Genomic DNA, 11718 nt, shown 5'->3' on the forward strand with positions numbered 1-11718 from the left:
TTTATATATTGAAAAAAATATTTAAATTATTGTGTAATAATTTAACCATTTTATTTTAGCAAAGGAATTTCAATATAGCTATCATTATACCACTTAACTTCTAATGGAATATCTGCATCTTTAATACTTTCATCAGAAACATCTCTACCTGTTCCATAATTAATTTGCCAATACCTACTTTTGCTTACTCCAAACAATAAAACTAGTTTGCTACCTTTCTCAATTTTTTTGCTAACAAAGCTAGCGTTTTTAACAGGTATTTCTTCAATTTTGTTTGGTTTTAAAAGTTGACGTTTAGTATTGTCTTTTGCATAACTTGCTCTACCTATATAGTCAGAAAGATAGAATACTTCACCATTAGGTTTAATTTGAATTAAATCAATAGCAATGTCCAAGTCTTTTTTGTTAATTGATAATTTTAAATTTCCTGTAAATGATCCATTTATTATTATATCATTTTCTAGTATTTCTGATTCAAGGGCTATTCTACCTACCCCTATTGATGTACTGTCAATACTTGTAGAGTAATATTTCTTTTTCTCATCTCTAATTTTAAAATCAATTGTTTGTTTAAAAAAAGATTTTATTGATGACTTTTTAAAAACTGAACTTGAATCATTTTTTTTGTCAATATAAAACCTTAATGAATTGTTACTGGCTTCATCTAATGACTTAAAGTTTTTCCATTGATTTGTTCCTACAACTTGGATATTAACTTTGTTTTTAAGAAACTTAGGTTTAGGTTTGTTTTTCAAAATATAGTCAAACCAATCATAATTAAGTTTTATAAAATTTACTTTTGCAACTGAATCTAATTTTAAACCATATAGTTCATTATTTGGAAAGCTTTGTGCTGTTTTATGGTTGTAAGGTCCTATAACTAAATAATGTTCGGCATTCTTATTATATTTGTAATGTTGATTAAAATAAAACAGAGCCCCTCTTTGGTCTCCATCCCAATAACCAGTAGAACTTAATATGGGAATATTTATTTTTGCAAATTCTTTTTCATAAGGAATCATGTCATTCCAAAAATCATCTTGACTAGGATGTTTTAACCATCTTTGGAAAATGATATTTTTTTTACCATTTAATGAGTCTAAACTTTTAAATTTAATACCTAAATCATAATATTGTTTTTCTAGTTTAGACCATTTTGAAATATTATTAAAATCATCTTTATTAATAAATTTACTATTCATTACATATTCTAACCATCTTAGTGAATACGACATAAAAACATTATTTGTCATTGGATAATCCATAGTTCCAATGCCTACCGCGACTTGTGGAACTATCGTTTTTAATGCAGGATGTAATTTTTTTGTGGCAGCCCATTGACTAAAACCTAAATAACTACCACCGACCATTCCTACTTTTCCGTTACACCAATCTTGTTTGCTAATCCATTCTATTACATCATATATATCATTGTTTTCATGTTCAAAAGGGTCGTTTATATCAGTACTATTTCTTTTTCCTCTTGTATTAACAACTACTCCAATATAGTCCCTTATTGCTGCTCTCATACAAAAAAGAAGATCCTTATCGCCAGCATAAATATTATTTGTTAAAATAACTGGTAAGGACTTTTTTTGTCCGTTACGTTTCATAACAATAGCAGATAATGTTGCTCCATCAGAAGTTTTAATTTCGAAATTTTGAGTAGAAAATTTCTCTTTTAATTTATTTTCTAAAAAACCTAAAGCTCTATAGTTAACATTTAATAGGACATTAAAATCAATTATTGATTCCATAAGACTATTTGCTGAAATACTATTTATAGAATCTTTGTTTTTTAAACTTTCTAAAATTTTATTTTTAGTGATTTTGTAATCATCAACATTAATTTCTAACTCTTTATTTAACTCAATTAGTAAGGTTTCATCCATACTATTTATTTTTTCTTCAATAGATGAATTTAGCGCAATATTAAAATCATTTTTTTTATTTATTTCTTTAAGTTTAGCTATTGAGAAGACTTCAAATGAAAATAATAAATTTCCTTCCCAATTATTATTTGCTATTTCGTTCCTGTAAGATTGAATTAAAAAAATTGCATTTGAGAAATTTTCTAGATAAATTTCTTGTTTTATTTTAGTTTTTAATGAATCTCCTTTTTTTATTTTCTTAAATCCTAGATATTCATTTTTTACAATTTGATTTAATTCTTTGTTTAATAGAATTGTATCATTTAAAATATCTTTGGATATAAAATAATTTTGTGAAATAGAAATACTATATTTTAATAAAAGTAATAAAAAAATCTTTATTTTCATAAGAACAAAACTATATCTCTATTTTTAAATTAAAAACATGAGTCAAAATCGTTTTGTCAAATGGAATTCAAATTTATAAAGTAATCATTTTTTACTAATCGTAAATCAATTTAGTTTTATAAAAACGAAGTTTTTAAAATCTATAAAATTAATTTATTCCATATTCTTAATAAACACAGAAGGTTTAACCTGTATTCTTTCATAAAAAGCTTTACTAAATGCTTTAGCATTATTATAACCTACTTCCTCTGCAATAGATTCAATACTATATTTTCTAATTTTTTTGTCTTCTTTTAACAATTGAATCACATAATCGATTCTTAAATTATTTATATAACTTGAAAATGAATAACCTTTATCTTCATTAATTATTTTAGACAAGTAAGTCTTGTTAGTATTGAAATCTTTTGCTAAATTTTCTAGTGAACAATTTTTATTTATGTAATCTTTATTTTTTTCAAATAAATCTAGGTTTTTTAGTATGTTTTCTTTTGCTAAATCTGACATTTTCCCTTGTGATTCATTGTTCTTTTCATAATTATTAATAAAATCTCCAGTAGAATTTTTATTTTTATATTCAAAAATTTTATGTTGGTTTAACAAAAATTTTTCTAAATCATTTTTTATTAATTCAATTTTTTGTTTGTTGTTCTTTTTATTTCTGTAAAATAAATATATCAATAGACTTATAATTATTATAGAGATTAGATTGGTTATTTTGGATAAAGAATCATACTTTCTTAATTTTTTAATTAGATTTTCTTTTTCAAAAATTAAGTTTGGGATATCGAATTCTTTATTTGTTTTTTTAAATGTATATTCATTATTTTTTAGTAATAAGCTGTCTACTTTAATTAGGCGTTCTGTGTAAATAAGTTGTTTTTTTATTTCCTTTTTCTCTTTATAATAGTCAATTAAAAATTTATATGTATCTATGTTCCAGTAATATACATCGTTGTGTTTGGTGAATATTGAATCCACTTTTTTAAAATATTTTAGAGCCAAATCCTTGTCGTTTAATTCTTGATAACTTTTTCCTATATAATAGCTTACAAATGCAAAGTCTGAATAATCTTCTTTTACAAAATTAGCATCTTGTAAAATTGGTAAAAGTAATTCTAAAGTCTCTTTGTATTCTTTTCTGTAATATAAATTAACTCCTTTAGTGGTTATAAATCTATCATACATTAATTTTGAGCCTTCTCTTTTTGATAAGATAATACCTTCATCAATTATATATCTAGCGGTTTCTAGATCTAAAAGTGAATTATATATTTCTGCCATATTATACTGAAGGAATAGATAATTTTCAACTGATTTCGTTTTGAAGTAATTTTCAGTTTCTTTTAAAATATTTATAGCTTCTTTGTCTTGACCTAGAGTGCTTCTGATAATTCCAATTTGCCTTTTAATTGCATAATAATATTTTTCTTCACATCCTTTACAATTTTTATAAGCTTTTAAATAGGAATCGAGAGCTTTTTTATTTTTTCTGTTACTTGCATAAAGATTTCCCAATTTAAAATAATATAAGAATAATAAATTTGGCGCTTTATTTGTGATTATAGAATACATTGAATCGGCATTTTTTATTGCTTCATTAAAAGGGTATTCTTCTACTTTAAAACCATACCCTTTTATTAAATATTCGACATTGTTTTCCCTCTTTGCTTTTTTTATATAATAATCAACATAAAATTTAAAAGAGTTTTTATTTTCAATATTATCTACTAATTTTAATCTTATATCTTCAAAACTTAACTTTTTTAGAGTATCATTTTGAATACTATTGTTTGTTGGATAACTAAATTTTAGAAAAAATAGCATTATTAATATGTAAGTTTTCATAAATGGTTGCTTAATTGTTATAAATACGAAACTAAATCAAATTTTTATCATATCACACAAAACAATTAAAATGAATTTGAAATTAGCAATTAGTTACATCCATTTGATAAAAAAGGACTATGATTTATAAAAAGGAAGTACGTTCATTTGTACAGATAAAAAAAGCCAACTAGTTTTGGTATCAGAATTAGAAAATAAAATTTCTGCAAAAAACGAGATTATGTTAGATTATGATTTTATGCTGCAAGTGGTGTTATTAGTGTCTATTGTAATTATCCTTTATTATTTGGTTCGCTTACTCAAAAAAATATTAAAGCTATTAGACAAGTTCGAATAAAATATAAAGAAGATGTTACTGCTAAACCTTTTCTTTACAATATAGTTGGCCACTATTTGGGATTGATTCAGCTGTTTGTAACCCATAAAAAAAGACGAGCAAAACAGGAATTGGTAGACTTTCTAAAACAAAACTATCAAACAAGAATAAAGAAAGAGTTGGCTTTGTTTTTGTTTACTCGATCAACCAACTAAAAAAAACAGTCACACCTTATACAATGTTTTGAAGAACAAAGGCATGACTGTAATTAATTTAATTAAATAACAAATTTATGAAAAATTTATTTTTTGGCTTAATGGCAACGGTTTTATTTTCGGTAACTGGTTTTGCAAACAATGGAGGCGACGATAATTTTAACGGGAAAGTTAAAATTGCTACAGTAGAAAATGTAAATGCGCAAAAGGTAAACAGTGAAATGATAATCAATTTCAAAACCGATAAAGATTTTGAGAATTTTACAGGTGAAGGTTTAGAAATTGTGACGCTTTGTGATGTAACTGTTACGGTAAGTGTTGGTGTAGGATCAACATATGCTAGCGCAACAGTTACCGCTAAAGATATTGATTGTGCTACTTTAACAGACGCAATTAAAAGATTAAAAGCACAAGCTTTAGCTGCAATACAATAAATTAAAATTATGTACTGCCTAATTAAAATTAGGCAGTGCTACTAAATCTAATTTTATGAAAAAAAGTATTTTCATCTTATGTTGTCTTTTTACTTTTTTAAACACAATTAAAGCACAAAACAACATTTCTCAGTTATATGTAGAATATGAGATGTATCTCAATTTTAAAGGAGCTGTTGAATATCAAGCACAATTAGTACTTAATTCTAATTATTCCTTATTTAGATATAAGCCATCTGATAAAGTGTCTAATTATAAAGAAGATATAATTGATACAGAGTCTAAAATTGATATAAAAATTATAGACAGTTCCTTTTTTTATGTTTTTATAGACAAGATAAAAAATGTAATAGCAGAGGACAAAAAATCCATTTATTCTAAGAAAAACTATGTGGTGGAAGAAGTAATCCCTGTAATTGATTGGGTTTTAAAAGATGATATAAAAATGATTAACAATTTATCTTGTAAAAAGGCAGTATGTTTTTTTAAAGGAAGAAATTATACCGTGTGGTATTGTCCTGAGATACCTATTAATAGTGGACCATGGAAATTAAATGGACTTCCAGGTTTAATAGTAGAAGCCATAGATGATGATCACGAAGTTGCTTTTTACTTAAAAAAAATAGTTTCTCCTTTTAATCATGAAATAGAATTAGATCTTACTAAGATTAAAAAGAAATACTCCATGAAGGAGTTTTTAGAGATTCAAAATAAAGAAAAAGAAGAGTTTGAATCAAAATTTGCATCAAAGTTTGATAGAGGTCTACATGTTAAAGTAGATTTTAAATATGATGATATAGAGAAATAACGATTTTCTATTAGTAATTAACAATAAAAATATAAAAATGAAAAATTATAAAATACTACTTTCTGTACTGTTGTTTTCTGTAATCTCAGGAGTTTCAGCAAATACAAAAGAAAAAAACAGTAAAAACGAAACTGTTAAAGAAAAAAACCAAGAAGATGATATTTGTTCTATAACCTATTCTGTAAAACAAAATATCGATGGTGCTACGATGATCATAGATTATACTTTCACAGCAACTACATGTGAAGAAGTTGAAGCAGCAGCAATAGAAGCAGGAATAATTAAAAAGAAAAAGTAGCAATAAAACAAAACTCTTGGTATTTTATTGCTATTTAAAACGTATAAAAAAACAAAAGAATTTATAGTTCCTATGCAAAAGCTTTATTTTTTATTATTTGTGCAACTTCTTTTTTCTCAAAGTGATGTTTCAGATGGGAAAATAGAATATAAAATGATTCTTGGATTAACTAATATTACTTCTTACAATGCAACTGTTTTGTTTAATTCTAAATTATCCTTATTTGAACATAAATTATCAGAAGAAGAAAAGTTATATTCTGAAAAACAATTAGAAAATGGAATAGTTGAAATAATAAAAAGAGATAGCGTTTCACATTTTCTTCTCATTGATAAAAACAAGAAAAAGGTTTTAGAGTTGATGAAGATTTTCAATGAGAATATGCCTGTAATAGTAGAAGAGGATATTCCTGAAATGAATTGGGACTTACAAGAAGGTACTAAACAAATAGGGAAGTACTATTGTAACCAAGCCACAACTACTTTTAGAGGAAGAAATTATACTGCTTGGTATTCATTAGAATTACCGTATAACATTGGACCTTGGAAGTTTAATAATCTTCCCGGAGTGATATTGGAAGTTAAAGATGATACGAATGAAGTAATGTATACTGTTACTTCTATTACGATACCTTATAATGTTAAGATTAAGGATATTTCAAAAAATGTCAAAACAATATCAAGAAAAGAATATTTGATTGAATTAGATGACTATTTGAAAAATTTTGAAAGTAGATCGTTGTCAAAAGCAAATAGAAATGTTAGTGCTAAAATAAGTATTAAAATAAATACCATTGAAAAAGAGTAAAAACGTGCTAATACTGTTGCATAAAATTGTTTTTTTTATTTGTAGTTTGTTTAACCTAACAGCCGTTTTGTTGCTGTTAGGTACTTTTTCATTGGCTCAAACAACTATAAAAGGAACCATTACAGATACTAATGGACAAGCAGTTGTTGCGGCTAATGTTGTTTTAAAGCCCGAAAATTCGCAAAGTATTATTGCCTATGCTTACAGCGATGAAAATGGAAACTATGAATTAACAACAACCAAAACGGGGAACTTTGTGTTAAGCTATTCAGCATTGAACTATGAAACAGCAACAATTGAAGTGTTGCTTGTTAGCGAATCGCAAACCTTGCTAAAAGATGCGATGCTGACTTATAAAGCTATTGCATTAAATGAAGTAGTAATCGAATCCAGTAGACCCATTACAATTAAAAACGACAAGATTGTTTTTGATGTTAAAGCTTTTGCACAAGGCAACGAAGAAGTTGTGGAAGATTTATTGAAAAAATTACCCGGACTTACCGTGGATAGTGATGGAACTATAAAAGCAGGAAATCAGGAAGTAGAGAAAGTAATGGTTGATAATGATGATTTCTTTGAAAAAGGATATAAAGTACTCACTAAAAACATGCCTTCGAGTCCAATTGAAAAAGTGGAACTACTACAGCGTTATTCTAATAACAAACATTTGAAAGGGATTGAGAATAGCGATAAAGTAGCTTTAAATTTAGTTCTAAAAGAAGATGCTAAAAGGCAGTGGTTTGGTAATTTTCAATTAGGATATGGCTTGGTTTCAGAAAATAGATATGAAGGTAGAAGTAATTTGATGAATTTCGGAAAGAAAAATAAATATTATTTCCTAACAAGTGTAAATAATACAGGAGAAACAGCCACAGGAGATGTGTCTCATTTAATTTATTCTTTTGGAGACGAAACTATTGGAGATCACGAAAAGAATCAAACTTTATTAGGTTTAGATGTATATGTGCCACAACTTAAACAGAAAAGAGTGAATTTTAATAATGCGGAGTTACTTTCTCTAAATAGTATTTTTACGCTTTCTCAAAAAATGAAGCTGAAGGCCTTAGCGTTTATAAATCAAGACGAAAATCAGTTTTATAGAAACAGTATGCAATCGTTTTTTGCAAACAATACTTCGTTTCAAAATAAGGAAGATTTTGCGTTGCGAAAGAATATCTTAGTAGGTTTTGGGAAAATAGATTTTGATTATGATATTTCTCCAACAAAAGCAATTCAGTTGGTGAGTAAGTTAAATATATCTAGAAACAAGGACCGAAGCGACCTGTTATTTAATGACGACTTATTACAGGAAAGACTAACCAGTAACAATCAATTATTCGATCAGAAACTGGTATTTACTAATAAACTATCAGCGACAAAAGCCATGTTGTTTTCAGCTAGAGCAATTAATGAAAAAACACCTCAAGCGTATACATTAAATCAGTTTTTGTATAATGATTTATTTATAACTAATGCAGATAACTTAGCTCAGATTAACGAAAATAAAATGGATTTTTATGGAGTAGAAGGGTATTTGTTAGATCGGAAAAAGAAGGGTGATTTACTAGAAATTAAAATAGGGGATCAATATAGAAGAGATATCTTGCATTCCAATTTTCAACTCAAAAATGCAAACCAACTCACAGAAATCCCTGTCGATTATCAAAACAAAACGACCTATGGAGTGAACGATTTGTATGCTCATTTAAAATACACCTACCGATTTAAAAAGATTAACCTTGTACCTCAAGTTAACGTACATCAGTTTTCAAATACTCTAGCGTCTTTTGAGATAAAAACGACACAAAATCCGTTTTTTGTTGCTCCCAAATTAAGTGTAGAATATGAAGTAGATAAAAAAAACAAACTGCTTGCATCATATGCTTTCAATAGAACTAACGCTACAATCGTTGATGTGTATTCTAATTATGTGCATAGTGGGTTTCGCTCTTTTACGAAAGGAACCGGAACATTCAATCAATTGGATGCTTCTAATGCCTTGTTAAGTTATACTTATGGTAATTGGGGAGATAAGTTTTTTGCCAATACTTTTGTTATGTATACACAAAATCATGATTTTTTGAGTACTAATGCTATAATTGCACAAAATTATTCTCAATCTGAAAAAATAGTAATTAAAAACAGAGCGTTTGCTACCTTCAGTACTTCTGTTGATTATTATTTTAGAGGTATTGCTTCTAATTTGAAATTGCTTTTTGGAGGTTCTACATCTAACTATAAAAATAGAGTGAATCATTCTAGTTTAAGAGAAGTGAAAAATAATTTGTTTCATTATGGTTTTGAATTGCGTTCTGGTTTTAAAGGAATTTTTAATTATCATGTGGGTACAAAATGGGAATATAATGAAGTGAAAACAACCCTTCAGAATTCTTTTACCAATGCCACTTCATTTTTGGATCTGTCATTTGTAATTAATTCAAAGTTTAATTTTCAAATACAATCAGAAAGATACTATTTCGGAAATTTAGACAGTAGTAATAACACCTATTATTTTGCTGACCTAGAAGCAAAATACACCATAAAAGAAAATAAATTGTCTTTTTTTCTTTCGGGGAACAATTTGTTCAATACCACAACTTTCAGGAATTATAGTATTAGCGATATTAGTATTTCCAGTACCGAATATCGATTGCAACCCAGATACCTTTTATTAAAAATGGAATATCGATTTTAGAATAAACTACAGCCTGTTCTAAATGATGTTTATAAAAATGATGTATACGCCATGTAGCTAGTAATGAATGTATGCCGCAAAAAAAGCGTTCTTTTAGGAGGACGCTTTTGTTTGTTTTATATTCTGTAAACATATATTTCTTCTCCAGAGAGAAACAGATTTACATTTTACCCTAATTGGAATAAAAAAAAAACTATTGCTTAAATTAAAGAGACAAGGAAAGAAGATCTTCTATTAGTTAATACAAAAAGGGTTGACTTAATAAAAGTCAACCCTTTTCGTACTTATAAAATTTTATTTATAAGGTAGCTTTATGATTTGTAATAGTAGTAATAAAAGTGTCTACTTCTTCAAGTTCTTTATTAATACGTTCTAAATCAAGTTCTTTTTCTAGTAATGCTACAGCACCGTAACTTTCTTTACGATTTTCTAGTAAGAATTTTTTGTACTCTAATTTTACTTTCTTTTTAATTTCGTCGTCTTTAGTTTGACCTTCTGGTAAAACACTAATTATAGTATCTACCGCTGAAATTTCAGCTAAAACACCTTGTAGAATAGCTTCTACTTCTAATGAAGTGCTGGCGTATTTATTTGTTAAACGTTCCTCTGAAATTTTTTTAAAAGTTAATTCTGCTTTCTCTTTTTCTGCCCAAGATAGTAACACATCGCAATCTGCAATTTGTGTTACGTTGCTAATTGAATAATTCATAATTTAAAATTTTAGGTTTTTATTATGGTATCATTCACAAACCAAATGCCAACGTGTATGCCAAAATTAAGTTTACCAGAAATTTAACTTTCTGTAAGAAAAATTGTAAATTAAGGTTAAAATTTATACGAAATGATTTCTTAGTTCGTTATCCTAGCTTTTGTAATTTATTTTTTAAAATTTCTTCTTCCTTTTTTAAGGTTTCTAATTTAACTTCATATTCTAGTTGCACTAAACTTCCATTTTTTTCTACATTAATTTTTGTTCTATCCTTCATCACTTCTAATAGTAGATCTTTATTATGGTTTAATTTTACTGGATTTGATTCCAAATAAAGCATTACTTTTAATCGATTTATGTTAAAATCATGTTTCTTTTTTATTTCATTTAATTTTGTGACAATTATTAATTGGTTCTGTTTATTTATAACAAGTAAGTCTTCTAAAACCTTTTTCTTTTGTTCAGTTTTTTCATGTAAAAAAGGAAATTGTTTTTTCCAGATACTATCAGGTTGCTGAACAAATGTTAGCATTTCCGCTAGTTTTAATTTGGACGTGGTAGGTAAATCACGTTTGCCAGTTTCATACATTGCCCATTGGCTTCTGGATATTTCTAATACTGAAGCAATCTCTTCTTGTTTCATTCCCAGTATCTCTCTAATTTTTACTTTTTCTTTTTTCATTTATAATTATTTACTACTGAATAATTCATTTCTTTATTAAGATTGGAACGTGTTTTATCTAAATTGTGTGACATTTCTCTTTTTACTTTTATTTTGTCACAAAAATTGTGACATTTTATATTTTATTTCAAGAATATCACAAAAACCGTGACTTTTTTTTCAAAGAGTAAAGAAAGTCACAATGTTTTTTTAAATATGAATAATCAAATGTAGGAAACCGTAAGCTACATTTAGTTGGGTTTTATAATTTTAAAGGAAATAAAATAACTATAGGATAGAAAATAAATCAGTTGTTTTTGGAAAAATTTGAAAAGCCTTTTATTTACTACATTTTATAAAATAATTTTTTCTACGTATTTATACGTAGAAAAAACATTGAAAAATAAGTATAAATACGTATTGACAGGTTGAGAAAAACGATGTAAGTTTATACAATTGTTGTTTTTACAAATAAAAAAAGCGACCCATTAAAGGAAATAAAAAAGCCCCGTATTGAAAGACGAGGCGACTTAAATGTTTTCACAACGGAATAATCCTTATTGTGAATTGCTTCAAAATTGTACTGCAATATACAACAAAAAAAATTACATTGTATTACGGTTAACCGTAAAGAAGATGATTTTCTTT

At 26.7% G+C, this 11718-nt stretch carries 9 protein-coding genes; 5 read left to right on the top strand and 4 right to left on the bottom strand.

From position 1 onward, the window contains the following. Window positions 1–50: 50 nt before the first annotated feature. Together CX675_RS10875 and CX675_RS10880 are read right to left on the bottom strand one after the other, a co-directional pair. Window positions 51–2279: a CocE/NonD family hydrolase gene (locus CX675_RS10875; RefSeq protein ID WP_130735268.1), complete on the bottom strand. Its 2229-nt coding sequence runs from the start codon at window positions 2277–2279 to the stop codon at window positions 51–53. A gap of 153 nt (window positions 2280–2432) precedes the next feature. Continuing rightward, window positions 2433–4127, bottom strand: a complete 1695-nt coding sequence (locus CX675_RS10880) for a helix-turn-helix transcriptional regulator (protein ID WP_130735269.1) — start codon at window positions 4125–4127, stop codon at window positions 2433–2435. Window positions 4128–4735: 608 nt separating this feature from the next. Between CX675_RS10880 and CX675_RS10885 the strand changes: the two genes are divergently transcribed. From CX675_RS10885 to CX675_RS10905, 5 genes are all read left to right on the top strand, one after another. Beyond that, a complete protein-coding gene (locus CX675_RS10885) occupies window positions 4736–5092 on the top strand; it encodes a hypothetical protein (RefSeq protein ID WP_130735270.1) in 357 nt (118 codons plus the stop codon). A gap of 55 nt (window positions 5093–5147) precedes the next feature. After that, window positions 5148–5900, top strand: a complete 753-nt coding sequence (locus CX675_RS10890) for a GLPGLI family protein (protein WP_130735271.1) — start codon at window positions 5148–5150, stop codon at window positions 5898–5900. 37 nt (window positions 5901–5937) lie between these two features. Then, window positions 5938–6198: a hypothetical protein gene (locus CX675_RS10895; RefSeq protein WP_130735272.1), complete on the top strand. Its 261-nt coding sequence runs from the start codon at window positions 5938–5940 to the stop codon at window positions 6196–6198. Between the two features lie 72 nt (window positions 6199–6270). Continuing rightward, a complete protein-coding gene (locus CX675_RS10900) occupies window positions 6271–7005 on the top strand; it encodes a GLPGLI family protein (RefSeq protein ID WP_130735273.1) in 735 nt (244 codons plus the stop codon). Then, window positions 6992–9700 (top strand): carboxypeptidase-like regulatory domain-containing protein, encoded by a 2709-nt coding sequence (locus tag CX675_RS10905; RefSeq protein WP_240723633.1) that lies wholly within the window; start codon window positions 6992–6994, stop codon window positions 9698–9700. The genes CX675_RS10900 and CX675_RS10905 overlap by 14 nt, the downstream gene beginning before the upstream one ends. Before the next feature lie 298 nt (window positions 9701–9998). On the opposite strand, the gene CX675_RS10910 is transcribed toward CX675_RS10905, so the two are convergent. Together CX675_RS10910 and CX675_RS10915 are read right to left on the bottom strand one after the other, a co-directional pair. Beyond that, window positions 9999–10409 carry a hypothetical protein gene (locus CX675_RS10910; RefSeq protein ID WP_130735274.1) on the bottom strand — a complete coding sequence of 137 codons (411 nt, stop codon included), beginning with the start codon at window positions 10407–10409 and terminating at the stop codon, window positions 9999–10001. Window positions 10410–10557: 148 nt separating this feature from the next. After that, entirely contained in the window at window positions 10558–11091 is a 534-nt protein-coding gene (locus CX675_RS10915; protein ID WP_130735275.1) for a helix-turn-helix transcriptional regulator, read from the bottom strand. Between the last annotated feature and the right edge of the window lie 627 nt (window positions 11092–11718).

Source organism: Flavobacterium sp. J27 (assembly GCF_004303025.1).
GTDB lineage: Bacteria > Bacteroidota > Bacteroidia > Flavobacteriales > Flavobacteriaceae > Flavobacterium.